Genomic DNA, 25,663 nt, shown 5'->3' with positions numbered 1-25,663 from the left:
AATAAAAATTTAACTTCATCCGTAAGTTTTTAAAAATTGATTCCTATAAAGAAAAATAAAAGAAGTAGAAGTTTAACTTGTTAAATAGTAGGTGTTTACGTTAAGTGTTTTTTTATTGTAAAGAATAAGGGATTTTCACGATTCTATTTCACAAAAAAGAGTTTATTTACCTGAAAATATGTTAAAATAAACTATTTTTTAAAACACTGTAAATTAATAGTTTGAAGTATGTTGTTAACATGAAATTTCTAACTATTAGATTTACCAGTTAAGATACTATTAGTTTTTAAAAATGTTAAATAATAAAAAAATAACATTAAGGTAACAATAAAATAATATTGTGTATTTTTTAAAGGAGCTTGATAATTAACATAATGTTATTTAGGTATAGTATTTTTATAAAATAGTGAAATATGAGTGTTCCTTAATTTTAAATAAAAGAAAAAAAGATAGATTTATCTTTTTTATCTCAAAAAAACATAATAATTTTGCTTCCATCAAAGAGAAACTAACAACTGTATCTTATAAAAAGTGAATATAAATCAACTTAACAAAATATAGTTTAAGTAAAAAAAAGAAGGAAATTATGAATACGTTTTTACCAACAGTAGAGAAGCTGCCAGAAGGACATCCAGTGAAAGTATATTATGAAGAGGCGGAGTTGATTCATAGATTGATTGATGAGATTAGAGATATAAATATTGAAGAAGAATTTCAGAAATATTATAATGCATTTAATGAATTAGCAACTGTAGAAAAACGTTTTGTAAGGAAAGAAAATCAACTTTTCCCTTATTTAGAAAAATATGGTTGGAATGGACCAAGCCAAGGAATGTGGTCTTTTCATGATAATTTGCGAAAAATGATTCGAATTATCGAAAAGCACAATGCCGAAAAAGATATAAAATCGATTTATGAAAATTTAAATTTTCTGTTAGATAATCTTCAAAATCTGATGTATGTTGAAGATACAAGGCTTTTCCCAAATGCAATGGAATTATTAAATGAAAAGGATTGGGAAGAGTTTTATGAAGGTGATGAGGAAATAGGGTGGATGTTGAAAGAAAAACCACAGGCTTATCCGAAACCAAAAGAAACTTATGTACATCCGAGTGAAGATCATACGGTGCGAGATTTACCTTTTTCTACGGATAATACTTTTCATTATGATGAAGGATATATGACTCCTGAACAAGTTAATTTATTACTTCGTTTTTTACCAGTAGATATTACTTATGTAGATGAAAATGATAAAGTAATTTTTTACAATAGAGGAGAAGACAGAGTCTTTGCGAGAAGTAAAGGAATTATCGGAAGAGAAGTTCGATTCTGTCATCCGCCGAAAAGTGTAAATACGGTTCTTCGAATTTTAGAAGAGTTTAAAGCAGGAACGAAAGATGTAGCGGAGTTTTGGTTTAATTTCCGTGGAAGAATTATTCATATTCGATATTTTGCAATTAGAGATAAACAAAAAAAGTATAGAGGTGTTATAGAAATGTCACAGGATGTGACAGAAATTCAACAACTAGAAGGGGAGAAACGACTTCTAGATTGGGACTAATTTTTTATTTATTTGCTTAGAGCCTATTTAAATTTATATCAAAAAGTTTTATAGACTTCTTAAAAGCTCTTTTTTATCTTTTTTTTCGTCCATAGCGATGCTATGAACTCTAAAAAAGCTTTCAAAATAGCATCTTAATAAGTTACATAACAATTCTGATACAATTTTTAAACAGACTCTTAACAAAAACACCTATAAATGCTGCCATATTTTATAGGTGTTTTTTTGAAGTTATTTTTTATATTCAATTATACGAACAGTTTCTTCGATAGGACTATTGTTTAAATATTCTATTCTTTCTATCCAATTTCCATTTTTATCGTATTTATATGTATATTCAGTTGGATTAACTGAAGAAAAAATACTCATAATTATATCATCATTTTTATTGTATTTAGTAGAATGATCTAAAAGTAATTCACCATTTTCTACATAAAATATTTTTTCAGTATAATTTCCTTCTTCATCATATTCAATAGTCGTTTTTGTATCTAATTCATTTTTGCTGGTATACCATTCATTTGAGTAATCTCTTGAATTTATATAATTATTTTTTATAGAATATAAAAGCTTGCCTGTTTTGTCATAAGCTGATTTTTCAATTAGTTGATTTAAATTATTGTATTTATAATTTAATTTTTCAGAAATAGAACTTTGGTTATCAAAAATAAATTTTTCTTGAATTAGATTATTTTTAAATAAAACTTTACTATTTAAACTATCTTGAAAATAATTTAATGTAGTAGTTAGTATATTTTTAGGGTTATATTCGTATTCTGTTCTATAAATTTCATTAGGAAAATCCTCCGTGCCACTGAATGTAATATTTGTTTTTTCAATCAGTAGACTTCCGGAATATTTAAATAATGTTTCATAAGAAAGCCAACCATTATTATAGTTTTCAATTTTTTCGATATAATTTCCATTATATTTAAACACGATAGAATCTCTTTCTTTTTCAGTTCTTTCGGTAGGTTTTAAGTTAACTTCTTCAGGACCACAAAGGCAATCTTCATCATTATAAACTTCTGGGTTTAATTTATATGAAATAGTCGTCATACTTTTTACATCTCCATATAATCTATAATCTTCAAATAGAATAGGATTTTTGTCGGAAACTGTGATAGTACAAATTAAAAATAGGATAGAATAGTATTTTGAAATCATTTTAAGATTAATTTTTAATATTTCAAAAGTAATCGTTTTCTGATAAATTAATGGAGAATTATATACTTCTATAATGGCTAAAGCGGATGAGTTGGAATATTTATGTTTATTTGTGAAACTAAATTTAAAATTCTATTAAAAATTAAAAGATGAAAAAAGTTGTTTTTTTAATGCTGTTTATGCTTTTCTCAAATGTGTTGAAAGCAGAAGATACAAGAAAACTTGTCAAATTATCAGGGAAAATTGCTGGGAAATATCCAATTCAGATGGTTTTGAATATTAAAAATAATAAAGAAGTTTATGGTTATTATTTTTATGAGAAATATAAATCGAATATTGTTTTAAGAGGAACTGTTGAAAATGGAAATATAAAATTATATGAAGGAGATACTGATATCAGATTCACGGGATTTAAAGGGGAAATATCAGATTTTGGAATTAAGGGAGAATGGATTCAGGAGAGATATAAAAAAGAAACAAGAATTTTGAGTTTTGATTTAAAAAAGAATTCTGAAAAAGTAATTACAAAAAGTGAAGATTCTTATTCGGGACTTTATGGAACTTATTATAGCGAAGGAGAGGAAGATTTGAATATCGAATATGTTGGAGGAGATTTATACGTTTTTCATATTTCAGTTGGAAGTCCATATTGTATGGGAGAAATTTTAGATTTGATTTCCATAAAATCTGGAAAGGGAGAATTTTCGAATAAGAATTGTGGAAAATTAATTTTTAAATTTTCTGAAAAAGAAGTTCATATTACAGAAGAAGATTGTGATTATTATCATGGAGCTCGTTGTAGTTTTCGTGGCGATTATCCTAGGAGAAAATAATTTGAAAAAGGAAGAATTTTTGGAATACTTCCTTTTTTAGAATATAAAATAGAAGAAATCTTGGTTTAAAATAAAGTTAAACAGCAACCATACCTATCTTAAAACCTGCCTTTTTCGTATCTTTGTTTTTAACATTTAAGACTATTCTACCAGAAATGTTAAAAAAATCTTTTCTTTCCTAAAATAAAAATTAAAAAATAGCCTTATCGTACTAAATTCAAGTTAATTAGACTTTTTTTAAAACAGACTTAAGACGACCGGTCATATCTTTGTAATAGAAAATCGAACTACGTTCTTTTAAATACAGCAAAAACAAAAATTACTAATTTAATCTATTACAATTGAAATGAAGAAAATGAATTTCAAAAACTTAAAAGGTGCAGCTATCTTATTAAGTTTATTTATTGCAGCTAGCTGTAGTAAAGATGAAGAAGTAACTCGCGCAGCTGAGTTTGAAACAGTTGAAGTTCAAAATTCAACTGAACAAAGAAAAAGTTCTTTAAACGAACTAGGTTATTCTTCAGTGGAAGAAATGATTCAAGATGGTTGGGAAATTATCTATGAAAGTCCAGAGGATTCAGTTTCTACTAATAGAAATCAAAGAGAAAGATTTACTTACAACCAAAATAGTGAAGCAGCAAGAGTTCCTTTTACAATTCAACATTTGAGAGAATTAGGATATCGACCTGATACTAAATATGGTTTAAATGCAATTAAAGATATTTTTACACATGAGTATACTGGAAAAAAGCCAGATGCGATTTATTTTTCAGAAAAAGAATACTTAGGTGAGGTGAAATTTCCGAATGTTACGGATTTCTTAGAAGTAAAAACAGATGTGGTAGTTGGTGAACCAGAAGTTACTGTAAAAGCAATCGAAGCACCACTTCCTGCAGATGTTACAACTTTTGAGTTGGTAAACGAAGGAGCTGAAGAAGCAAAAATGAGTTCTACATATACGTATACTAGAGGACATGTTTCAAATTGGAGTGTTACAGCTAGTGGTTCTTTAACAGTAGGAGCAAACGTAAGTGTAGGAATTCAAGGAATGACAACTATAGGAGCAAATGTTGGTGTTACAGTTGGTGCTAGTGGAACAAAAGGAGGAAATAAATCTGAATTGACAAGTGTTTCTGAGCAAGTAAGCGCTGTGGTTCCACCAAGAAGTAAAAGAACTGTAACAATCATTGCAGATAGAAAGAAAAGTGAGGTTACTTACAAAGTTCCGATGAAAGTTAAAGGAGTTGTTGGTTTATCTAAAAATCACAAATACGAAGATGACTATATCTGGGGACAAGATGCAAGTAAAATCCAAAATGGCGAAATTGCCGAAAAAGGAGTTGCTGGTTTAGTTTTACATTTAGGTGTAAAAGCTGTAGTATCACCAGCGCAACCTTTATAAGATCATAAACACAAATCTATTTAAATTCGTGTATATACTATTTATAGGAATGTAGAATCGATAAAGGATTCTACATTCTTTCTCGGAGTTTTTTTTATTCATTTTTAAGACGACTGGTCATATTGTCGTTTCACAAATCAAAACCTAGATTATTATTTCTATACCATTCAGTAATCTATTAAAAGCTAAAAAAATGAAAACTCTAACAAAATATACGAGAAGAGGTTTATTGATATTATTTATTGCCTTGGCAGTAGTATCATGTAACAAAGATGAGGACGTCGAAAGGGAAGCTTTCAAACCAGATAATACAATATTTAATGAAACTCCTCAGCAAAAAAGAACCACATTAGAAGACTTAGGATATGCTTCAGTGGAAGATATGATAAACAATGGATGGAACATTGTAGATGAAGATGTTTTAGTACAAAAAACACAAGGAAGAGAAAATAATGGAGACGTTACAGCTTCTATTGATGGAGATGATAAAGTACCATTTACAATTACACATTTAAGACAATTAGGATTCCAGCCAGATAATGGGGCAGGAGTAGATCAAATCAAAGAAATTTATCGATTAGACGGAAAAAAACCAGATGGTATTTCCTTAAACCCAGGAGAGAATATTTCTGGAGTTGTTAGTCCAAACGTAAGTGAGCGTATGGGATTATCAAGTAGTGTGAAAATCAACGATCCTGTGGTGACTGTTGAAGATCAAGATTTACCAATTCCATCGGATGTAACTTCAATTGAGTTAGTAAACAAATCTGACGAAGAGTCTACGATGACTTCTTCATATAGTTATCAAAGAGGACAAACGAAGAGTTGGGGCGTAAAAGTAAGTTCTTCTCTTACGATTGGTAAAAAAGTGAATGTTGGTATTCCTGGTATTGGTGGAGCAGAAGCTTCTGTAAATGTAACGGTAGGAGCGGAAGGTTCTACTGGAGGAACAGAAAATGAAACTACAACGCTTACTGGTTCGGTTACTGCAAAAGTACCACCAAGAAGTAAGAAAACAATTGTAATTGTAGCAGATAAAGTAAAAAGTGAGGTAACTTATAAGGTTCCAGTTTCTATTGAAGGTCATGTTGGGGTAAATTATCCAGACAGAGCAAATGGACACTATTTCTGGGGATTGGATGCTAATAAGTTTCAAAAAAGTGATATAGTAGAAGAAGGTGTTGCTAGTTTGGTAACAAATATGGGAGTAAAAGCAGTAGAATCACCAGCTGTGCCTCTTACACCAGATGAGTTAAATGCACCAAATTAAGATATAAAATTAGTTTATAGTTTAGTTAGTTAGGATTAGTTTAAAAAGAGCAATGTTAGGAACGTTGCTCTTTTTTGTTTCAATGTAGGTTATATTTTGTTATGGACAGTTTTATTTACTTTCTATATATATTTTAGCCATTTCTAAAATCATTTTCTTTGAATCGAAAAGACTTTTTGTAATTTTTGGTTGACTCCAACCCATTTCACCATGTCTAGAATTAATTCCTAAAAGACCAAAGTTATTAGCTGTGCCAGTAAAAGCTTTAATATCATTTTTTGAGTAACCACAAATTGATATTAATTTATCAAAATCTTGTGAATAATATTTTAATGTATCGTATATGGCATATAGGGTAACCCAATCTAGGTCATTTCCAGCCAATAATAATAAACTTAGTACATCACTTTCACTTTTAGCCAGAAAAGAAGAATAAGTAATAAAGTTTGTTCTTTTCAACATTTCTTTACTTTCATTTTCTGTTTGAAGATTTTCTGGGAATGGATTAATTGGTAAAATATTTTCAGTTGAGAATGGAGTTAGGTTTTCATTTGTAACCCAATTATCAAGTCTAGTAAATTTAACATTAGAATCCCATTCATTATTAAATAAATCAATGTTTACTGCTCCATTATATAAATTCAATAGAAAAAGACCTTTTCCCCAAATTTCTTCAGGATTAATAATGTCAGTTAAATATTCAGAGAAGAAAAAATATTCTGGAGGGAAATTATCTTCTTCAATAGACACAATTGAAAATTCGTTATTATTCAAATTTACGTGAGAATAATGAGTTGTGTATGTGTTCTTTATTGCAAATTTTTTTCTATCTCCCATACCTTTATTATTTATAACATATCTACAACAAGAAATCTTGTTATTTCTATTATATCTGTAACTATAAAATTTCTGTGGATATTTAATTTTCATAGTTAAAGACTAACAAATATAGAAGAAAACATTTAAATAAATGATAGTTATTTTTTTTAATCAAAAAGATCAATACCAGTATCAATAATATCACAATAATTTTTCATTTCAGTTTCATCTAAAAGACCAATTTTGAAACATCTTACTAAAAAATAATAAGCTGAATTTACAAACTCTTTTCTAATTTTATTTATTATTTGGTTTATGCCTTCACTATTCATTGCGTAACAATCAAATCGAAAAATTGTGTTGTATTAAAAATTTGAAAAGCTCTTTTCCTTCAAAGTTATTAGGAGGTTTTATTCATTATTCCCTTTTTCAGAAATTTATTTAATAGCAATATCAATAATAATAAAATTAGTCCAATATAGCCAAACTCTTGAGAATTTCCTTTAGAGTTATTTAGACTAGTAAAACATATAAGTGTTAGGATTAAAGTAATTAAGTCAAACCATAATACTTTTTTAAGTTTAATCATCTTTAAAGCACTCCAAATAATTTCAATCATTAGTAAGAAATAAAATCCTAACATTGAAAAAAATAAATGCCATTTATCAGGACGATCGATATAATTTGGCATGAAACTAATTTCTGACGAGTAAAAAGTCAAAATTAATAGTATGGTTATAAAAATGATAGTTTTTAATTTCATTTATTTACTTATAATGTTTGTCAAAAATAAATTTAATCTCCATTTAATCCTCATTCAATGTAGCTTCAATTTCTTCATCATAACAAACAAATTCTACGATATTTAATTCAGGATCTTTCACAAAAATAGATTTCCATTTCGTCCATTCAAAAACTTCTGTTACATATTCAAGATTATTTTCTTCAAAGAAATTCACTAAATAATCATAATCTTTTTTATCAATTTCAAGAGCAAAATGATGTAAAGTGCTTTGCATCGTTTTGATATCTCCAAATTTTTCATGGAAAGCGTTGAGGTTAGATTTTACAAATAAAGCCAGCGTCTGATCATGTCCACCATATCCATTTGCAATTTTGAAAAAACAATAATTTTCAGATGCATTTACTAATTCAAGTCCAATAGTTTGTGCATAGAATTTTTTCATTAATTCCATATCCTGAACTCTTAATATTATTTCTCCTAAACCTTTAATTTTATTCTTTATCATATTGTTTTTTTTCTTTAAAGTCTTTTTTATATCTTTCGCATAGCCATTTTTGATGTGTATTGTAATCGGGTTTCAAATCAATCAAGTTTTGCGACATAATTAAACACCCTCTATCATCATACATCCAGAACATTTTTTTAGAAGTCTCACCAAAAAAATATACAATTTGATGGATAGTTGGATTAAATCCCATGTCCGTATTAGCAATGCCTTCGAATAATTTTTCCAAATTAATAGAAGCTTTTTTAAATTTATAAACACCTAAAAATCCATCTTCATATTCGGGTTCTTCATCTTTAAAATACATCAAGGATAATTTTTGTTTCTCTTGTGATTTTTCAACTTGTAAAATTTGATATAAAAAATCTGGAGTTCTAGCTAAAAAGTTATTTTCTGTATTCCATTCGTAAGTCAAAACAAATAAATTATCTTCTTTTTCAAAACAAGTATTGAATATCTCTAATGCTCTTTTTTTAGCTTGATTTACCCTTTCTTTTGTCCCATTTTTTAGTTTATCACCAAGTTCAAACCTTAAAGAATGATTAAAGGATTTTTCAATAGTAGTAAAGTCAGATAAATTGATTTCTAACTCATTTTTCTTAATGTATTTTTTAAATTCAGATTTTAAGTTGTTCATTTCTAATTTATTCCTAACTGTATGATTCGCAAATATAGTAGAAAGCCTAAGAGTAGGTTTGTTGTTTTTATTTTTGAAAGCGTTCAAGTGTTTTCAAATCCATAATATCTTTAATACCAAGATCAAGCTCAATATTTAAAGGATATTTTTCTTTAAAAGAATTTATTTCTATGGAAGTTTTATCACAAAAATCTTCTTTGTCTTTCATCAATTTTTCTTCTACAAATTCCAGATGTCCTTTAGAGATTTCATGTAATACTTTCAAAATTATTTTTTTATCAACTCCTTCATTCCAATCTAAATTAAAATATACCTGATCAAATCTTTTTGGAAAAGTACCTTCTGGATTTCCAACATTTTTATAATACTTAGCAATTTTAGAACTTAAAGAGTCTACAGAAGAAATTGTAGTATTTACAAGTATAGATTTATTAGAACTTATAGAAATTGAATATTCGTTTTTTAATCTTAATGGAATATTACAATTTTCACAAATCGGGTAGTCGTAATCCGTATAGACTTTTAAAAATCCTTTTTTATTATCAAATTTCATAGGAATTTTGAATTCTACCTTATCACATTTTTTACACAAATCTTCCGAAAAATGAGTTTCAATCTGTTGTCTTATTTCTTTTTTACTTTCATTAAAATCTATAGAAATTTCAGGTATATTTTCTGTTGTATTAGAAAAATTATATTTGTTCTTACAATTTTTAGAACAGCTTAAAAAGATTATCGTTGTAATAAGAATTAAAATTTGCTTCATAGTTTTTTGATTAAAAATTATCACGAAACCTTCTTCTTTTGGTCTCAATGGAATAAAATATCTTAAATAAATAACCAACACAAAGGCTCCGATCAGCCCAATGAGAATCCCTATAATAGTTAAAATCATATTACTTTATTCATGTTTTAAAACCCAAAATTTCTCTCAATTACTCATAGCTTGAAAACCACTAATTTTTCTTTTTCTCATAATCCAAAAAATTAAAAAAGAAAAAAGAATCGTAAGGATAATTCCTTCCTCAATCAAAAAAGGATTATTGGTGTAAGTATATCTCAAATCTAAAAATTATTGTTCTTGAACTTCAAAAACATCCCCAACTTTTTTCCAACCAATATATCTAGTGGGTGATCTGTTTCAGCCCAATATAATTATTTGGTAAAATGATTTACAACCAAATATTCAACGGTTGCATATGAATTTTGAATGGAAATGATAAATAGAGTTAGTAAGATTATAGTAGGTTTTCTTTTCATTTATTATAATTTCTGGTCCATTATTATTATTATTATTATTATGTTTAATTTTTCATGGATTTATAGATTGGACTATTCTTCATTTTAGATTCTTTTTCTTTTTCAATTTCTTTAAATACATCATCAAAATCTCCCTTGAAATAGGATTTTACCTCTGAGTTTCCTAATTTATCAACGCAGTATAAAAAATGCTTGATTGAATTTTGAGAATTATCATTATCAAATGTTGCTGATAGCCAAAATAATTGTGCAGCAAAATCATAAACACTCAAATCAGATGCGATATCTGCATATTTGAAAAAATCATTTAATCTTTCATTTTTATCTTTAAACAAGAAATTTATCTCTTGTCGCCTAAATAATAAATATGCTTCTTTTCCATTACTTGCTCTAACATTCATATTGTACAAAGGATTGTGTTTATAAATTTCAACCTTTGCTATATCCCAGTCTTTTTTGTCGCTTATAGTAACCTTTTGATTTTTTGTATTCAATACGTTTTCAGAATAATATTTTTCATATAATGCCCAAGAAGAATTTGGATAAATTTCAAGAATATTTTTATAGATATTTATAGCATTCTGATATTGTCCTTTATCATGCTTAACAATTCCTTTATGAATTTCTTTTTCCAATTCTTGACTAAATAAACTTAATCTGTAATTAATATTTTCTAAATAATCATTTGAAATAGTTTCTGGATTTGAAAAAGGGCGAAGAATTTCAATATACTTTAGAGCATGGTCAAATTCACCTTGAGATACTAATGCATAAATTTTTGTTATAGGAATTAGTTGATTTCCTCTTTCCATTTCCAAGGTTGCTGACCAATAATTATTATTTAAACTGGTTAATGCTTCTATGTTTTGTTTTTTATTAAAATCAGTTTTGTGTATCAGGTTACCAAATTCTTTAACACCTTTAAATTTATCATCTACCCTTCTTTGATAAGCACTCAAAACAGGCAATACTTCATTTATTGCATATTCTTTGTTCAATTTAATTTTTGTTTCTAAATCGGCATTTTTATATGCATTTATTTTCAATTCAACAGGATTTTCATAATCCTCAAAATCGGTTATTTCTCCATTATTTGTGCTGTTTATTGAAATGAATATTGAAAAATCAACAAGTTTAGTGTTTTCTATTTCCAATTTGTTTAGCTCTTTTAAAGTTTTCTTCTTTAATTTTTTATCTATTTTAGGATTTGAATATACTTCATAAGTAGGTTTTCCTTCTTTATGAACAGTTACTAATATTCCAATCTTTTGTGATTTAGGGAATTTCTCAAAATTTACTTTACAATAATCTGTAATCTTTGCAATAGAGCTTACAAATTTTTCTTCCTCGATATTAACTTCCGTAATTTTATCATTGGAAAGTAAGTTTATCATTAATTCTAGCTTGTTTTCCTGAGAAAAAACATTTCCACATACAAGAATTAATAAAAATGCAACAATTTTTAGTTTCATAATTTGAGTGTGTTTTATTTTCTTTTTAAATCAGTTATTAATAGCGGGTTTTCTTTTTTCAATTTTTCCAGTAATAACTTAACCTCTGTCGTTTTAGGGTTTAGTTTTAATTGTTTATATTCCTCTGTTGTAATTCCAACCATTTGCAAAAACTGAACTTTTCCGTTTGGCGTATCAATGCTTCCCATCTCAGGATCTTCGATAAATGCAATTGCAGTAATGTCAGTTTCTGTATTTAATCTGATAGGACCATTTGCAGGAATAAAATGATATTCTTCAAACCAGTTTTTACTGTTAAAAACATATTTAGCCAGATTTTGCATTAAAGAAACAACCCATTTTGGTTCTTCAGGATCTTCATCAAATGGAGCTAATCTAAAAGTAAACTCAAATCCCCATCTGCTGTATTCTTCTTCACAGTTTTCTATGTCATAATACAAATTAGACATTCCATAAGAAACAAAATGGTAATGATCTTTTTGGTTTTTACTTTCATAAATACTTACTCCATCTAATGGATCTTCACCACCTAGCATATATTTGATGATGGTTCCAAAATGTTTAGGTTCCTGATTAGGGTATAATTTAGTTGTTACTTCATCAATACTAAACCAACCTACAGCGTCTTCTTCGTTAAATTTACTTTTATATTCGTCTTTTTTCATTTTTTAGTTTTTTGTTATTTCTTTTTCAAGTTGTTTAATGAAGTCACCCCAATTTCCACTACCTGTTTTTTCAATAATTGTATTTTCAGCTTTTACCAATAAATCATATGCTTTAGGAACATTTTTTTCAACACCTCTACCTTTGTAATAATAAAAAGCCAAATCAGATAAAGCATTATAATTATTCATCTCTGCACAGTTTTTTGCGTACTTAATCCCTAGTTCATAATTCAATTTACCACCTGTACCTCTCATATAAATCCTTGAAAGTTTTAACAGTGCTTTTTCTTTAAACCATTGTTCTGAAATTAAACTCTCAAGTAACGTAATAGCTTTATCTATAGATTCAATTTTATTGTCAATTATAAAATCTGCTAATTCATAAATATCGTCTTTACTTCCATATTTAATCGCTTTTTCTCTCCATTCAATAACTTTATCGATATCTACATTATCTTGATAATAATAATAGTCAGCAATTTCATTTGCTGCTTCAGGGTGTCCTTTTTCAGCAGCTATAAGTAATAATTCAAGTGCTTTTTTATTTCTTTCTAAAGAGTAGTTGTAATCAAATTCTGAGGTCATAAGTTCAGAGGCATAATTGCATAAACTTCCTGGACAATTTTTAATTTCACTTATATCTTGATTTTCATAACCAACAGTTTCTATTTCATTAATCAAACGATTTGTTTTAGCCGTATTTTGAAATTCAGAAAATGAAAAAGCATAGAATGTTTTATCATTACCTTCATCTAAATGTGAAATTTTTGTACTTGATTTTTTTGAGTTTTGATAAAATAAAACTTCATTATCCTCATTAGTAGCAAAAGCAAAATCTTTATCAGATATTGCTCCTTTTTTTCTTAGAATTAAAGTTTGTTCTATAGATGTTGTTATATCCCAAAATAACCAATTATCGATTTTAAAATAAATTTCTTTTTCTTTGTTTAGATCATTTCCACGATAATTTATATAGTCACTCGGAATTTCTATTCCCAATTTTTTTTCCATAAGATTAAAATCTATTTTTTGTCCTAAAATATTGCTTGTTTGAAAAAGAATAACCAAGAAAATAATATTCAGTTTCATAGTTTGGTTTTTTATTAGTTTCATATTTTTTATGAAGTTTCATATTTCTAATAGGTGGTAACGTTTTGTAATTTTTTCTACTAGTTTAAAATATATAGCGTTATTTAAAAAAGCTTATTTCTTTAGATTTTAGTTTAGAAATTTATTCCATTTTTCCATGCTTTTATGCTGTTTTATCCATAAGAGAGTTTATTAGTTTTTGATTTTTCTCTGTTTGACTACTATAAGTAATAAAAAAAAGAGAAATAAGTAAATGAATGAATTTCATAATGATTTTCCCTAGATTTTATTGGCATTTTTCTTTTAAATAATCTATTAATAAATCAATTTCATTTTTAGTCAATTTTGACTTATGGTGTGTATTAGAATTTGATATTTTATTGATTATTGCTTGTTTTGATTTTTTTTCTAGAATACAATTTAATTTAGGACCTATAAAATCATTTTCCAATCTATGACAAGCCATACAGTTATTATTAAAAATCTTTTCTCCTTTAACAATTGCTGAGGTTTTATTATCAAGATTCATTAATTTATTATATGCCACTTCATCAATTATAGTATGATTTTCTGACTTCAAACCATTAATGATTTCATAAGAATAAACAGGAGAATTTAAATTATAAATCACTACTGAAATATTACAAGAATTATTACCAAATTTACAAAGCTCTTTATATTTTTTAATTTGTGATATTTCTCCTTTTTTATTGTAAAATATTGTAGAGTCGATATGAAAATCTGATTTATATTTTTCAACCCTTTGCAATTTTCCATTTGGATAAAAACATTTCAAAAAATTATCTAGTTTGTTATTTTTGTAGAATTGCTCAAATAAAACATTACCATTTTCATAATAAGTTATAGATTTTCCATTTCTATCTAATCCATTCAAGGATTCATATGTTTCTCTAATTTTTCCGTTTTCAAAATATTCTTTTACTAGAAGAGTATCCGAATTATTCTTTTTGTGTATTTCCCTAAGAACATTCCCTTTTTCATCAACTTTTTTATCAATTAATGTATTTTGACTATTACAGCTAATAATTGTAAAAAGTAGGATAAATTTTAATAATAATTTCATTCGTTTTTATTTTTTGTCTAAAGCATAAGCATAACAAGTATCCCTGTTATTTCTATTAAACCTGTAACCATAAATATTTTGTGATTATAAAATTTTCATAGCAGCAGATGTCCAAATATAGAAGAAACTTTAAATTGAGACAAGAAATAATACGACAAGAGTTTTTTAGTTTAAATCAAACTCCCAACTAGTTTTTGTTTAAGTCCATTTTTATCAAAAACCCAAGCAAGAAAATATCCTCCTGCGCCATCACTATTCAATTGGTAAACAATATAATATTCTCCAGTTTTTATGATTTTAAATTCATTTCTAACCTCAAAAATATCTTGAAAGTAATGTTTGTCAATATTAATTTTTTTTCCGTTTATTTTTACATCTATACTGTCAACCTGAATGTGTGGAAGATAACCATCAATTCCCCAAGGTCTTTGTCCGTCAATGCTGACAACCCATTTATCTTCCTGCTTTTCAATTTTTCTGTTTGTAGCATCAAAGGGTGAAAGATGGTATTTGAAGTGAAAATCGTTTCCATTATAAGGTTTTGCATCTTTAAGAAAAAGTAATCGAGAAATATGAATAAATCCCTCAATTTCATTTTTAGAATCTTTTACTTCTATATAGACAGGAATCCATTTAGCTCCATTTTCAATTTCATGATATTCATAAAAAAATATTTCTCCTTCATATACTTTATGTATAATCTTGGATTTTCCATTTGGAGCTTTTCTTACATTCGTATAACCATCCGGGTCTTTGATTGTAGCAATTTGACAAAAGCTAATTTGTATAATTAAAAATGTTAGTATAGATAGAGTAGTTTTCATTTTTTAATGATTTGTGTAAGCTAAATTTAATATTTATTTGATCTTCAAAGACTCTAATTTTTCTAATGCTTTTTCTTTAGTGAAATCACTTTTGGCTAAATGTTCTATAACCTGATAATTCCCGAATAAGAATTCTTTAATTTCTGGTCCCAGTTCAATCATATTTAGTGCAGAACATTCATTACATTTTATAATTGTATAAGAAAAATCTGGAATTCCTTTTTCACGCTCTAAAATCTCGGTTTTGAATTTTTCCTCACAATTTGTACAATGATGTAAGATAATATCTTTACTCGAAGATTTTTGTGTTTTGATAAATTCATAAATTTCTTCTCCATACATCCATTTCATCAAATTTTCTTTAAAGTCCAATCCACAAATCTCGGATAATTCTAAAAAATAGGTAACGATAAATTCTCTTTCTTCAGTATCATAATCATACGAATTTAATTGACTTAAAAAACTATCAAAACAGTTTTTATAATCTTCCTTTTTAGAAAGAATTAGTTCATTAGCACATTTGTTTAAAAATGTATTCAATTTGTTACATTTTTCTTTGCTAGAGCTATTTAATCCTCTATTTTTCCATAATTCCTTAGAAAATTTATCTTTAGAAATAAAATTGATTAATGCTTGAAGTGTGTTCATTTTATTTTATTCTCAAATTATATGGTTTTTTAAGTCCACCAAAAGTTTTTTTATCAAATAAATCTATGATTTCTTCTAGAGTATTTGCGGTAATTGTATCGTTATATCGAATAATTTTTAGTGTATCAAAAGGGATGTCATTATCAATTTCACCAATCGCATTTCCAACTTTTATATTTTCATTTGGAGCTAATTCATAAACATCAAATCCATCAACTGTGGTTAGAGTTTTTTGTTTTTCTGTTCTAAACCTGTTGTTCTGCTTAACTAATATTTTGACAGTTTCAGTAGTTTTGTTAGTTACCGTAATTGAATAATAAGGATCACAACTTGATAATAACAGAATTAGTAGAACAAATATTCCTATTTTTTGTATCATAGTTTTTTTATTTATTATTTTCTTCTTTTTTCTCAATTTTCACTCTTCCTTTACACTTAAAATTACATAGTTTTTAGGATTACTTTCAGAGTATTTAAGTAAGAGTTTTGTTCCATTTTTTAATCTTCGATTTTCAATCCCTTTTAAATAACTTCCTTTGTATTTAATACCATTTATATTAAAATTTATGGTATACCACCAAACTGTTTTGGAAGTTCCCCAGCTATTTATAGCCCAGTCTTTTCTTGATTCAATAATAGTTGCTTCTGTTTCCTTTGTTTTTACAAAATTAAATGGGTAATCTCGATATAATTTATAGGCAAACAAGAATAATCCTAATACTACAGTTAAGGAAATTACTTCATTCTTATATTCTTTAATTAATTTGTTCATTTATACTTTTTCTAAAATTTTATTCAAATGCTCCAATATTGATTCTCATGAAAAAGTTTCTTGGTTTATGATTTTTCACTAATTATCACCATATAATCTCTATTTGCCAAATCACCAATTTTACTCTTAATATTATCCGTTTTATTTTTGATAGAAATTATTTTAAACCCAGATTTTTCTAATAATGTTTTTGCTTTTTCTTCATTAAATAATTGAAAATTATCATCTACAAAATCCAAATCTTTCATGAAATCTTCATTTACAAAAGTCAAAATAAACTTTCCATTTGGTTTTAAAACTCGATAAATTTCATTTAAAAATAATTCATGATTTTCCCAGAAATAAATAGTGTTTACAGTAAATATTTGATCAAATTTTTGGTCTTCAAACGGAATTTTATTTCCATCATAAATCAAAAACTGCGCTTGATTTAATTTTATGAATTTCTCATTTATTCTCTCAGCCTCTTTCTTCATAGTTTCTGATATTTCTAGACCAGAATAATGAACATTTTTATCTTTAATTATTTCAGTTAAATGAGAACAGTTTCCATGTCCGATTTCTAAGATTTTATCATGATTTTTAACTTCTAATAAGTCTATAGAAGAAGTAATCATTTCTTTATTCGTTTGGTTCATTGCATTTCCAACTTCGATTCCATTTTCTCCTGTTGGTTTGCTTAATTGTGAAGATAAATCTTCTATCAAATTTTCGTTTTTCATTGTTGGTAAAATTTTATATTAAAGTATGATGGTTGGTAAGTCTATTTTAATTCATTCTTGGTGAAATTTTCTTTTCTTACATATTATAAAACATTCTTTAAATGAAATGACTAAACCGCAGTGTTTTAAAATTTCATTAAGGCAATCTATATAATTAGAATTTCGTTTTATGTCATGATATTTTATTAAATATTCAAATACAGCAAGTTCGTAAACTAGTTTAAAATCCATACCTATAAAAAATACTTCAGATGAAGATTCTTGACTTGTTTTTTCTAATAAAGAATCAAAATAATCTTCAATATAGTCCGTATCATAAAGTTCTTCAATTTCAGAATCTAAAAGGTAAAACAAAGGTTGTAGTTCAAAGATTTTTTAATGTTCATTCCACATTTCTTTTAAAAGTTCTTTAGATACTTCATTCTTTCCATCAAAGAATATTTGATGATTTGTTTTATTAGGTCCAAATTCTCTTTTATGTGCTAAATGAAATTTATCTTTTATCATATAAAGCATCCAAAACCCTGGACTTGTCATTGGAAATTGCCATTCCCATGAATTTACAGCTGTAAACTCTTTTGAAGACCATTCATGGAATTTTTCTATCAGTTCATTAACATGTTCATAAATAAAATGTTTTGTAGGAATATTAAATCCAAATTCTGTATAAAATTTCTCGATTGAAGATATAGCTTTTTGTTCATTAAATTCATTTTTGTCGAACAATGCGATTTTTAATTTTTCTTCTAAAATATTTTTAAAATCATTTTTTCTTAGCATCTTATTTTTTTCATTTTCCATGCTCCTTTAGTTTCAGGAGTATAGCCTAATTTTCCATTTATAATAGTAATTCTTCGTTTAAATTTCCAAGTTCCTTCAAACTCATTAGTTTCATTGTTTAAACTTCCTTCATAATAAATTGGACTGTGTGGTTCCTTTTTTTCAATTTTTTCTCCATTTGGAAAAATAATAGTTTTTATAGGCATTCTTTTTACAAATTTTATTTTATTCCCTTTAACAGTACCAGAAATAGTTCCAATTCCTCTTGTACCACCAGTTTCAATATTATCGAAAATAGTTCCTGAGATTTTTGAATTATCATCATTTTCTATTGTTATTTCGAATTCAGTACGATTCTTTTTTACTGAATCATGCACATTACTTGTAAACCAGTAAGTACCTTTCCAGATTCCTTTCATTATTATTTATTGTTTAATAGATTTATTTTTCTTTTTAAAACTCTATTTTATTTTTTTAAATTCATTATTACTTAGTACACCAATAAATTCTATGAATATTAATATTAATCCTGTCCAATATATTTGAATTTGCGTCAAACTATACAAAGCAAAGATTGTTACTAATAGTAACCTGAAAACATAAAATATATTTTGAAATGAATTATTTTCGGTTTCTTTTTTCTTGAATAAAAGCTTTTTCACTATTCCAATTATTAGAGCAGCTATTATTGAAATAGACAAAACAACAAATGAAGAAAATAAAAAGAATAATACGAGTTCACTTGAATATTTAGTAATGAAATCTTCAAAATAAGGAAATAAAATAATACTAAAAATTATTGCTAAAGATACTCTTAACAATCTAAGTGTAATCTCTTTTTTTGTCAATTGGAATTTAGTCTTTAAAATATCTAAGTTCATATCAATTTAATAATTTGAAGTTTTAATAATATTTTCTATTCTCACATTTATTTCTATCCCAATGTTCTATAAGAAACTTCGAAAATACTTTTTTATTTTTTAAGTTTTCACTTGGTTTAAAATCACCACCAAAAGGATGTTCAGATTTACACATAAGCATTGTAGAACCTCTTAAAGCATATTTAGTTCCGCCTTCATACATTATTATTTTCATTCTTCCAGGATCAACGCCTCCACGACAAATAGAAACATATGGTAAAGTTATTTCTGAAACTCCATCTTTATCCAAATCCGTGATAGTAGTAGCTTTCGGAATAAAACCAGTAAACCAATCTACTCCATAACATTCTGTATAATCATAAACACGCCATTTTCTTCTAAATTCTTTATCTGACGCTCTTTTTTGAAAAAGATAAGCATACAATTCTGATTTATCTTGAATTGTATAATTTGTAGAGTTTTCTTCATAATCTTTCCAATCAAAAGCTCCCGTTATCGTTTGGATTAGAATATTTTCTCCATTAGAATCTGTCCATTTTAAAGCTTGAACTACTGTTCCTCTAAAATCAATATATTTAGGAATTTCATCATAAATTAAAGTTTCAATTTTGATGGAATTATCAGAGTTTTCTTTATCCCAAATTTCTAAGCGAAGTTCTGGTACAAGATCTTTTTCAGTTTGACCAAAAGAAAATAGACTGATGATTAAAATTAGTATAGTTGTGAGAGTTTTCATATCTAAATTAAATCCTATAAAATAGGAGTGAGGTTTGTAAATTATTATTTTAAAATTCGTTTTCTTATTTAAATTGCTCTTCGTACTCTTTTACGTGATGAGGAAATTCCTTTTCATAAATTGAGCTTGGAATTCCTTGAATTGAAATTTCATTTAGTTCGTTTTTAATGATTGAAATTTGATTTCCAACACCTTTAATTTCTGTCCCTTCAGGACTAATTATTTTCAAATCCTCAATAGTTTCGCAAGTGGATAAATAAAAATCCTCTGTAAAATCAATATATAAAATCTCATTTTCTTCACAATAATCTCGAAAAAAATCATAGCCATATTTATTACTAGTGAATTCAATTTCACCAAAAGCTACTCCCATAGGAGCATCTGCTTTTTCTAATTTTGTAAACCCAATTAAATGTTCTCCTAAATATATTTTATACTTTTTCTTTTTCATTTATAATAGTTTAATTTCCATAAGATTGTTCGTAATAAGTCAAATACTTAGAATCTAGAATTTTAGTAATGTTCTCAAATAATTTATTTCGATCTTCTTTTGAATATTGTTTTTCATATACCCAACTAGGAAGTCCGTATTCATAAATTAATAGAATTACTTGAAAAAACTGTTCAATATTTTTTGCTAATCTTAAATGAACCATTTCAAATTCTGGATCAAACATTACTATTTCTTTTGTTTTCTTTTCAATTCCAATATAAAAAGGATCCTGAAGCACAAAAAAAACATATTCTGAATTTTCTTCAAGTTTCCCAAGAAAATTAAAACCTATTGCACGTCCTGATAAATTATAATTTTCATATAAATCTGATAGGAAGTTTTTAGTCAGAATTGGATTATTGTTTTTCGTTTCCGGAATTAAAATTTCAAACAAATATTCTTTTTCCGATGTAATAAGATTTTTGTTTAAAAGTTCTTTTAATTTTTCTACAAATTTTATCGCAGTTAAGTCTCTCATATTTAGGTGAAAATCCTATAAAATAGGAGGTAAGGATTTATAATTTTTAAATATTATTTGAATGAGTGCTGATGAAAATAAACTTATTTTTTTACATTCTTGACAATACAGTTATTGTTGAAAATACAGAGAAAACAATACTAACGATAGCAATAATCATTAATATTTTTCCGATTTTTTCAATCAAACGAGTAGTCGATTCGAAGTATACTTTTTTCTCATTTAAAGATGAAATCCCAAAGAAATTTCTTACATCTTCTGAATCAGTAAGTATTTTTCCAACATAATATAAAACGACATAATATAAAATTGATTGAATCAATCCAACTAGTGCTGTTAAAACCATATTTTTTCTATTTCTTTTTAAATTATTTCTTAATATTTTTTAAAACCTTAAATAATCTTTCGTACCAGTTAATTGACTCCATCTTGCGGAAAGAAATTTCGCATAAGTAATTGGACCAATTCCATAAGTTCCCAAACTATGACCATCATTTATTTCTACCAAATAACAATTTCCGCTTGCATCAATTCCTACATCCAAGCTAAAAGAATTAGGCTGATTTTTAAAGGCTGAAACTGCATCAGCTACCATTTTTAAATCAATTTTATTATCCCATTTTCCTTTGTAGTATCTAACATCCAATATTTCACCATAGCGAATATAACAACGCCATTCTGTTTCAAAATTTATTATTTCAGAACACCAAACAGGAACTTCATTATCATATTTTAAACCAATAAAATCTTTAAAACCAGAAAAAACTTTACCTGTAAAAAGTTTTGTTTGTAATGGCTTTACAAAAACAGGGAATTTATTTTCGTTCATAACCTCTTCCAAAGTCGATTTCCATATTTTTCGCCCAAGAAATTGACTCAATTCTTCTGGATATTCAAATTCTTCAGGAATTTCCAAACCAAGATTTTTAAGTCGTTTTCTTATACTTCCAATTCCACCAACAAAAATAGATTCTCTGTCTAAGTCTTTTACAGAATCGGCATCTACATATTTTTCAATTTCATAGCCCAAGGCATCAAAACCAACATAAGCCGTATAATCATTTATGTTGTAAAATGTTCCATTTTCATTTGTTTGAATGTATACTTTCATAGTTTTTTAGTCAGCTAAAAATTCTTTTGAATGATTTAATATAAACATATCAATATATTCATCGAATTTTGTTTGTTCAAATTTATAACGTTTTAATTCTTTTTTGGGTACTTTATCCTTATTATATTCGTAATTCTGTTTTAGTTTTATTTTATATTTTTCTTTAAGTATTTCGTATTCTTCGGTTAATTTAAAATATTCACTTTGCTCTGATTTAAATTGAATTAATCTTTCCCTGTTATATTTTCTAATTTCAGAAACATTTCCATTTTTTATTTCAATAATTAAATAGTTCTCCTCAAAGTTATTATTAGTGTTTGGTTTCATTGTTTTATGCTGGTCTATTAATATTAAACCTGAGAACCAAATCATTTTTTTTGATTTAGGAAATACTTCGTTTAGCACAGATTTGTACTTTCCTTTTCTTGAAACATGAAGTTTTGCTACAAATAATTCTTCATTTACGATTTCATAATCCGAGAAATATCCTCTCCACATACAAGTTTCAATTTCTCCCTCAGGTTTTCTTTCTGGAAATTCTTGAAAATAGAATTCTAATAAAAAATGATCCAAAAAATATTCTGTATCCTTGAATTTTAAAAATTCTGTTATCTGTTTTGTCATTACTCGTTGATTATTTAATTGAATTGTGCAAAACGTCCAAAATTCAATTAAAGTGCTGTTTTAGTTTTTCTTCTATTAATTCCATCATTTCGATAGAGTTATTTATAGTCTGAATACTTTCAATATAGTCTCTTGCAAATCCATTTATTTGATCACTAATTCGCTCAAGTTTTTCAGTGATATCTGATTTTGATTTAATCAACAAATAATCATAGTATCCCAAATCTTGTCCGATTAAAAGACCAATAAAAATATCATTTTTAGAAAGTAAGCTCTCTAGATTTGGTTTATCAGAACTTTGTAAATAATTAATAATAGAATTAGGTTTTTCTGAAATAAAAAAGTTTGAAAGATTATTAGCTTCAAAAAATCCAGGCTTTAAAAAATCCACCAATTCTTTAAAAGTATTTAGTTTAAAAAGTCCTGTTTTGTCTGTAGGTGTTTTATTTATAGGTTTGTTGTATTGTGAGAGTATAGGGTTTTCCGCTTTTTCAAATCCAATAATTTTTCTTTGATAATTCCCTTTAACTATTAATTCATGATTTAATTTAAATTCCCAATTGATAAGTGTTGGTGTTTGCTTTAATATCTTTTCGATTGTTTCTGTTTCCCAAATTCCAACTCCATGTAATTGCATTTTCTTACTTAATTCCCAAATCAAAATCATGTATAGAAGCACATTTTCTCCAGTTGCAAGATTTGAAATATTATACTTATCGTAAGATACAGGAAGTCCTTCTTGCTTACACCAATCTTTCCAAAGCTTCTTATTATTTGAAAAATATTCAGTTTGTTCAATAATCAATTCTTCATTTTTCGGGTAGAAATGATACTCGAATAAGTCTTTGGTTTTAAATATTTCGAATTTTATAGGATTCATAATTTATGTGTAATGCAATTTGTTCTGTTGTATATTGGAAGCTTATATTTACTTAGAAGCTTTTTTATTTAATTCTATTATAATTTCATTAATATCAGAATAGTGCTCTTCTTTAATTTTTTCATCCCAAAAATAATATCCATTTTTATCTTTAGCAAAACACCCAATTCCTTCTACTGTTTTAAAAGTTTTATAATCAACATTTTCTATTTTACCATATCTAATTAAATAAATATTATTTTTATCTTTTGCATAACAATCTCCAATAGTTTCAAAAGTCTCAAAATCAACATCTAATATTTTTATATAGCCTCCGTCACTTCTTTCACTATGTTCATATATATAGTTTTTATCTTTATGATAATTACCTCCAATATTTCTAAAAGTTATTGTGTCAACTACATTTGATAAATCTTTAATAATAACTAAAGAATCAGAATCAAAATAAATGGATGTTAAAAAATTATTTTTAAAAGTTCCGTTTTCAAAGACTTCCTCTGTTTGAAATCCAATTTCTCCACTTTTATTTTTATAAAGACCACACTTTAATTTTTTCCAATATGAATTTTTATATAAAACTTCTTCTGTTTTTTGTTTATTCAGAATTTTGGAAAGTTTAGGAAATTCAGATGCCATTCTTTTGTTATCCATTTTTCCATCATAATCATTGTCTCCATACTCAAGTCCTACGTCTATTAATCCATCAAAACCAATACGTTCTGTTTCAGGAATCTCAATTAAAATCTCAGCAAAATCATTTTCTCCAATTCGGTAAATGATTTGAGTCAAAACATATCCTAAATCATAAGTGCTAGCAGCTCCGCCATTCGGAAAATCTTTTATTTCAATAATTGCAATTTTGTCTTTTTTTAGAGCTTCATTAATCAGATTTTCCATTTTACGATTCTCAGTTAAAGATTGATGTGCTAATAAAGTCTCTCCAATGATAATTCCGTCAATACTTTTGTTTTTACAGCTAATTAAAATAATTGTGAGAAGTAATAGTGTAATTTTTTTCATATAGCTCAATTTTTAATATAGTTCTTTGTTGTCTATTTTGGTTATTAATTCATTTAAATCTTCTGTACAAGATTGCTTGTTTTCAAAGTATTTTATCAAATAATCAATAAGTTGGTCAATTTCCTTTTGAGTCAAAATCTTTTTGTTATGAAGTAGTTCTAAAGCAGCTAAAGCAGCTCCATCTTCATCTGCTTTTTTAACCAAATGAATCAAATCATTTTTTAATTCATTTAACCTAAAACTATCAATTTCAAACAACACATAAATTATATTATAATGCCAAATAGAATCAAATGGATCTTTTTTGAAAACTTCTTTTATCGGATCAATTATATCTTCACCAAATAACACCAATAATTCATGAATTTTAGATGCAGCAGGCCAATTCATATCTTGAATCCAAGTAAGTAATTCAGGAATTCGATGTTTTAATCTTTCTGAATCTGTATGAAGTAGGAGGTAACCAGCACCTTCATATTTCACATAATTTTCTGTCAGCAACTGATTAATTTCAGAATCTGTCAAAGGACTAGAATTTTTAAAGATATGTTCTAATTCCTGACGTTTATCTGGAGAATCATATTCATAAATCCAATCTTTTAAATTCATAGTTTTTTTGTTTTATAAATCAGTCAATTGAATCTTTCCTTTAGCAATATTATCAAATCGTTCAAATTGAGAAATTCTATTTTTACCCCATTGATTATTTTCAAATTTAAAACTCATATACTTATAGATTGAAGGTCTTTCATGTCCCATTACATAACTGTACTCATAAGATTCAGAAATGTATAATGCATCTTTTTCTTTTGGCGAATATTCAAAATCAAATATTTTTTCATTTGAATTTAAAAGCTCAAGTACATAATCAGATGTAATAATATCATTGATTTTACCACTTGAAGCATTTGATGAACCTAAAATATCAAATGAATTATCCTTGTGTCTAAATAAAAACCATTCAATATTGGTATTTAAATACAAACCTTGATTAATTGCTTTTTCAGTTTCTATAACATAAGGATATTTCTTTATACCAAGCTTTAATTCTAATTCATTTTGTCTTTTTAAATTCATTTCTTCGGTTGTGAGAACTTTCTTTTTTGGATTTTCCAAACCCTCTTCAGCTATAGAATTATTATAAGTGCAAAATTTAATTTTAGGTAGTGGCTTTTTCATAGAATC

General features: G+C 26.6%; 31 protein-coding genes. 4 read left to right on the top strand and 27 right to left on the bottom strand.

Annotation, left to right across the window (positions count from 1 at the left end; translation table 11 throughout):
• Positions 1–586 precede the first annotated feature (586 nt).
• Complete coding sequence (locus I0K12_RS17560) at positions 587–1,561, top strand: DUF438 domain-containing protein (protein ID WP_196889445.1); 975 nt, start codon at positions 587–589, stop codon at positions 1,559–1,561.
• 231 nt (positions 1,562–1,792) lie between these two features.
• On the opposite strand, the gene I0K12_RS17555 is transcribed toward I0K12_RS17560, so the two are convergent.
• Positions 1,793–2,728, bottom strand: a complete 936-nt coding sequence (locus tag I0K12_RS17555; protein ID WP_196889444.1) for a hypothetical protein — start codon at positions 2,726–2,728, stop codon at positions 1,793–1,795.
• A 149-nt stretch (positions 2,729–2,877) separates the two neighbouring features.
• Here I0K12_RS17555 and I0K12_RS17550 point away from each other — a divergent pair, with 149 nt between their 5' ends.
• From I0K12_RS17550 to I0K12_RS17540, 3 genes are all read left to right on the top strand, one after another.
• On the top strand, positions 2,878–3,561 hold the full coding sequence (locus tag I0K12_RS17550; protein WP_196889443.1) for a hypothetical protein: 684 nt from the start codon (positions 2,878–2,880) through the stop codon (positions 3,559–3,561).
• A 355-nt stretch (positions 3,562–3,916) separates the two neighbouring features.
• On the top strand, positions 3,917–4,963 hold the full coding sequence (locus I0K12_RS17545; RefSeq protein WP_196889442.1) for a hypothetical protein: 1,047 nt from the start codon (positions 3,917–3,919) through the stop codon (positions 4,961–4,963).
• A gap of 193 nt (positions 4,964–5,156) precedes the next feature.
• Entirely contained in the window at positions 5,157–6,233 is a 1,077-nt protein-coding gene (locus I0K12_RS17540) for an ETX/MTX2 family pore-forming toxin (protein WP_196889441.1), read from the top strand.
• Between the two features lie 111 nt (positions 6,234–6,344).
• On the opposite strand, the gene I0K12_RS17535 is transcribed toward I0K12_RS17540, so the two are convergent.
• From I0K12_RS17535 to I0K12_RS17410, 26 genes are all read right to left on the bottom strand, one after another.
• A complete protein-coding gene (locus I0K12_RS17535; RefSeq protein WP_231372795.1) occupies positions 6,345–7,163 on the bottom strand; it encodes a hypothetical protein in 819 nt (272 codons plus the stop codon).
• Positions 7,164–7,858: 695 nt separating this feature from the next.
• Positions 7,859–8,302 carry a VOC family protein gene (locus I0K12_RS17530; RefSeq protein ID WP_196889439.1) on the bottom strand — a complete coding sequence of 148 codons (444 nt, stop codon included), beginning with the start codon at positions 8,300–8,302 and terminating at the stop codon, positions 7,859–7,861.
• Positions 8,289–8,939 carry a DUF3885 domain-containing protein gene (locus I0K12_RS17525; protein ID WP_196889438.1) on the bottom strand — a complete coding sequence of 217 codons (651 nt, stop codon included), beginning with the start codon at positions 8,937–8,939 and terminating at the stop codon, positions 8,289–8,291. The genes I0K12_RS17530 and I0K12_RS17525 overlap by 14 nt, the downstream gene beginning before the upstream one ends.
• Before the next feature lie 67 nt (positions 8,940–9,006).
• Positions 9,007–9,705 (bottom strand): hypothetical protein, encoded by a 699-nt coding sequence (locus I0K12_RS17520; RefSeq protein WP_196889437.1) that lies wholly within the window; start codon positions 9,703–9,705, stop codon positions 9,007–9,009.
• Between the two features lie 538 nt (positions 9,706–10,243).
• Positions 10,244–11,671 carry a hypothetical protein gene (locus I0K12_RS17515; RefSeq protein ID WP_196889436.1) on the bottom strand — a complete coding sequence of 476 codons (1,428 nt, stop codon included), beginning with the start codon at positions 11,669–11,671 and terminating at the stop codon, positions 10,244–10,246.
• A 14-nt stretch (positions 11,672–11,685) separates the two neighbouring features.
• Positions 11,686–12,336, bottom strand: coding sequence for a suppressor of fused domain protein (locus tag I0K12_RS17510; protein WP_196889435.1), 651 nt, complete (start codon positions 12,334–12,336; stop codon positions 11,686–11,688).
• 3 nt (positions 12,337–12,339) lie between these two features.
• A complete protein-coding gene (locus tag I0K12_RS17505) occupies positions 12,340–13,425 on the bottom strand; it encodes an SEL1-like repeat protein (protein ID WP_196889434.1) in 1,086 nt (361 codons plus the stop codon).
• A gap of 286 nt (positions 13,426–13,711) precedes the next feature.
• Complete coding sequence (locus tag I0K12_RS17500; protein WP_196889433.1) at positions 13,712–14,509, bottom strand: c-type cytochrome; 798 nt, start codon at positions 14,507–14,509, stop codon at positions 13,712–13,714.
• Between the two features lie 170 nt (positions 14,510–14,679).
• Positions 14,680–15,333, bottom strand: coding sequence for a hypothetical protein (locus I0K12_RS17495; RefSeq protein ID WP_196889432.1), 654 nt, complete (start codon positions 15,331–15,333; stop codon positions 14,680–14,682).
• A 33-nt stretch (positions 15,334–15,366) separates the two neighbouring features.
• Positions 15,367–15,981, bottom strand: a complete 615-nt coding sequence (locus tag I0K12_RS17490) for a DUF4844 domain-containing protein (protein ID WP_196889431.1) — start codon at positions 15,979–15,981, stop codon at positions 15,367–15,369.
• Position 15,982: 1 nt separating this feature from the next.
• Positions 15,983–16,360 (bottom strand): hypothetical protein, encoded by a 378-nt coding sequence (locus I0K12_RS17485; protein ID WP_196889430.1) that lies wholly within the window; start codon positions 16,358–16,360, stop codon positions 15,983–15,985.
• 39 nt (positions 16,361–16,399) lie between these two features.
• Positions 16,400–16,753 (bottom strand): hypothetical protein, encoded by a 354-nt coding sequence (locus tag I0K12_RS17480; protein WP_196889429.1) that lies wholly within the window; start codon positions 16,751–16,753, stop codon positions 16,400–16,402.
• A 65-nt stretch (positions 16,754–16,818) separates the two neighbouring features.
• Positions 16,819–17,475: a class I SAM-dependent methyltransferase gene (locus I0K12_RS17475; protein ID WP_196889428.1), complete on the bottom strand. Its 657-nt coding sequence runs from the start codon at positions 17,473–17,475 to the stop codon at positions 16,819–16,821.
• Positions 17,476–17,526: 51 nt separating this feature from the next.
• Positions 17,527–17,829, bottom strand: coding sequence for a hypothetical protein (locus I0K12_RS17470; protein ID WP_196889427.1), 303 nt, complete (start codon positions 17,827–17,829; stop codon positions 17,527–17,529).
• A 21-nt stretch (positions 17,830–17,850) separates the two neighbouring features.
• Positions 17,851–18,255 (bottom strand): hypothetical protein, encoded by a 405-nt coding sequence (locus tag I0K12_RS17465; protein WP_231372794.1) that lies wholly within the window; start codon positions 18,253–18,255, stop codon positions 17,851–17,853.
• Positions 18,249–18,674, bottom strand: a complete 426-nt coding sequence (locus I0K12_RS17460) for a hypothetical protein (RefSeq protein WP_196889425.1) — start codon at positions 18,672–18,674, stop codon at positions 18,249–18,251. The genes I0K12_RS17465 and I0K12_RS17460 overlap by 7 nt, the downstream gene beginning before the upstream one ends.
• A gap of 484 nt (positions 18,675–19,158) precedes the next feature.
• Positions 19,159–19,872: a M949_RS01915 family surface polysaccharide biosynthesis protein gene (locus I0K12_RS17455; protein WP_196889424.1), complete on the bottom strand. Its 714-nt coding sequence runs from the start codon at positions 19,870–19,872 to the stop codon at positions 19,159–19,161.
• A 64-nt stretch (positions 19,873–19,936) separates the two neighbouring features.
• A complete protein-coding gene (locus I0K12_RS17450; RefSeq protein ID WP_196889423.1) occupies positions 19,937–20,323 on the bottom strand; it encodes a hypothetical protein in 387 nt (128 codons plus the stop codon).
• A gap of 10 nt (positions 20,324–20,333) precedes the next feature.
• Positions 20,334–20,843, bottom strand: coding sequence for a hypothetical protein (locus tag I0K12_RS17445; RefSeq protein ID WP_196889422.1), 510 nt, complete (start codon positions 20,841–20,843; stop codon positions 20,334–20,336).
• Between the two features lie 91 nt (positions 20,844–20,934).
• Positions 20,935–21,189, bottom strand: coding sequence for a hypothetical protein (locus tag I0K12_RS17440; protein ID WP_196889421.1), 255 nt, complete (start codon positions 21,187–21,189; stop codon positions 20,935–20,937).
• Positions 21,190–21,228: 39 nt separating this feature from the next.
• Positions 21,229–21,954: an ATP-grasp domain-containing protein gene (locus tag I0K12_RS17435; RefSeq protein ID WP_196889420.1), complete on the bottom strand. Its 726-nt coding sequence runs from the start codon at positions 21,952–21,954 to the stop codon at positions 21,229–21,231.
• Between the two features lie 6 nt (positions 21,955–21,960).
• A complete protein-coding gene (locus I0K12_RS17430) occupies positions 21,961–22,578 on the bottom strand; it encodes a hypothetical protein (RefSeq protein WP_196889419.1) in 618 nt (205 codons plus the stop codon).
• Between the two features lie 43 nt (positions 22,579–22,621).
• Positions 22,622–23,458 carry a hypothetical protein gene (locus I0K12_RS17425; RefSeq protein ID WP_196889418.1) on the bottom strand — a complete coding sequence of 279 codons (837 nt, stop codon included), beginning with the start codon at positions 23,456–23,458 and terminating at the stop codon, positions 22,622–22,624.
• Positions 23,459–23,506: 48 nt separating this feature from the next.
• Positions 23,507–24,478, bottom strand: coding sequence for a DKNYY domain-containing protein (locus I0K12_RS17420; RefSeq protein ID WP_196889417.1), 972 nt, complete (start codon positions 24,476–24,478; stop codon positions 23,507–23,509).
• Between the two features lie 12 nt (positions 24,479–24,490).
• Positions 24,491–25,087: a DUF5071 domain-containing protein gene (locus I0K12_RS17415; protein WP_196889416.1), complete on the bottom strand. Its 597-nt coding sequence runs from the start codon at positions 25,085–25,087 to the stop codon at positions 24,491–24,493.
• Positions 25,088–25,099: 12 nt separating this feature from the next.
• Positions 25,100–25,657: a hypothetical protein gene (locus tag I0K12_RS17410; protein WP_196889415.1), complete on the bottom strand. Its 558-nt coding sequence runs from the start codon at positions 25,655–25,657 to the stop codon at positions 25,100–25,102.
• Between the last annotated feature and the right edge of the window lie 6 nt (positions 25,658–25,663).

The organism is Aureivirga sp. CE67, assembly GCF_015767245.1.
Taxonomy (GTDB): Bacteria; Bacteroidota; Bacteroidia; order Flavobacteriales; family Flavobacteriaceae; genus Aureivirga.
The sequence above is the reverse complement of the archived record's forward strand: the minus strand, read 5'-3'. Positions and strand labels throughout refer to the sequence as shown.